This is a genomic window from Streptomyces sp. NPDC055140, from assembly GCF_053607285.1.
In genome coordinates, this window is record NZ_JBSGTG010000228.1 from 1 (window position 1) to 1,009 (window position 1,009).

The following is a 1,009-nucleotide window of genomic DNA, read 5'->3' on the forward strand; positions in this document are numbered from 1 at the left end:
GGTCTGTCCGCCGCGCGCGGGTGGGCTGCTGCCGAGAACGAGCGGCGGCGCGCGGAGGGCCTGCCGGTTCAGTCGTCGCCCGGGGCGCTGTCGGACGAGCGGCGCGAGCAGCTGTAGGAGATCGACGCGTCGCGGTGCCCGTCGCGGCCGGTGACGTGGCAGCGGTGCTTCCACCTGGTGCGGATGCACCTGGACGCGGGCGAGGCGCTGCCCACCGAGGTGGGCGAGGTCGTGCGCCAGGGCGAGGATCTCGGGCGGTGGGTGACGTCGGTGCGGCTCGGTTGGGACCAGCTCACCGGCGTGCAGCAGTGGTTGTGCGAGCAGGTCCTCGGGATCGAGCCCTCAGCCGAGGACGAGAAGCCGAAGCCGCACCGTACCCAGGCCGACAAGCGGGCGATGAACTACGAGGCCGCCAAGCAGTTCTTCGAGCGCGAGGGCCACCTGAAGGTCCCGCGCAAGCACGTGGAGACCGTGCTCTCCGAGGACGGCCAAGAGCTCCAGTTCCGTCTAGGGGCGTGGGTCAACAACCAGCGGAGCAGGGCCGCCACGCTGTCCCCGCAGCGGGTGGAGGAGCTGTCCAAGGTCGGGATGCGGTGGTCCTGATGATGGACCTCGTCGTCACCGCGGCCGCCGCGCTCGCGGCCGGCTATCTGCTCGGACGTCTGCGCCCCTGGCGGCGTGCGGGTCACTGGGCGGCCGATCAGGTCCGCTTCACCGGGCGTGAGTCCGGGGCGGCGCGGGGCGGCAGGCCGTCGTCGTCCTGGTCCACGTCGCCACCGCGCTGCGCACCAGCTGGCGCATCACGCGCGCCCCGGCCGCCAACACACGGTTGCCCGGGCCCGGCATGGCTGTTCCCCCCTGTCGAGGGCATGACCTGGGGGGTGGTGCCACCGGGCCCGAGAGGCGCCGTTGGAGACGCTGATGAGAGGTCCGACTACCGCCCCGCCGAGCGCAATGCCCGGCACCTGGTGGGCGGCAGGTCTGCATAACGTGGATGCGCGCACGACGC

Annotated in this window: 1 protein-coding gene; it reads left to right on the forward strand. The window is 72.7% G+C overall.

The annotated features are described in order from the left end of the window. Window positions 1-150: 150 nt before the first annotated feature. A complete protein-coding gene (locus ACWFR4_RS49215; RefSeq protein WP_453658563.1) occupies window positions 151-603 on the forward strand; it encodes a helicase associated domain-containing protein in 453 nt (150 codons plus the stop codon). Window positions 604-1,009: the final 406 nt, after the last annotated feature.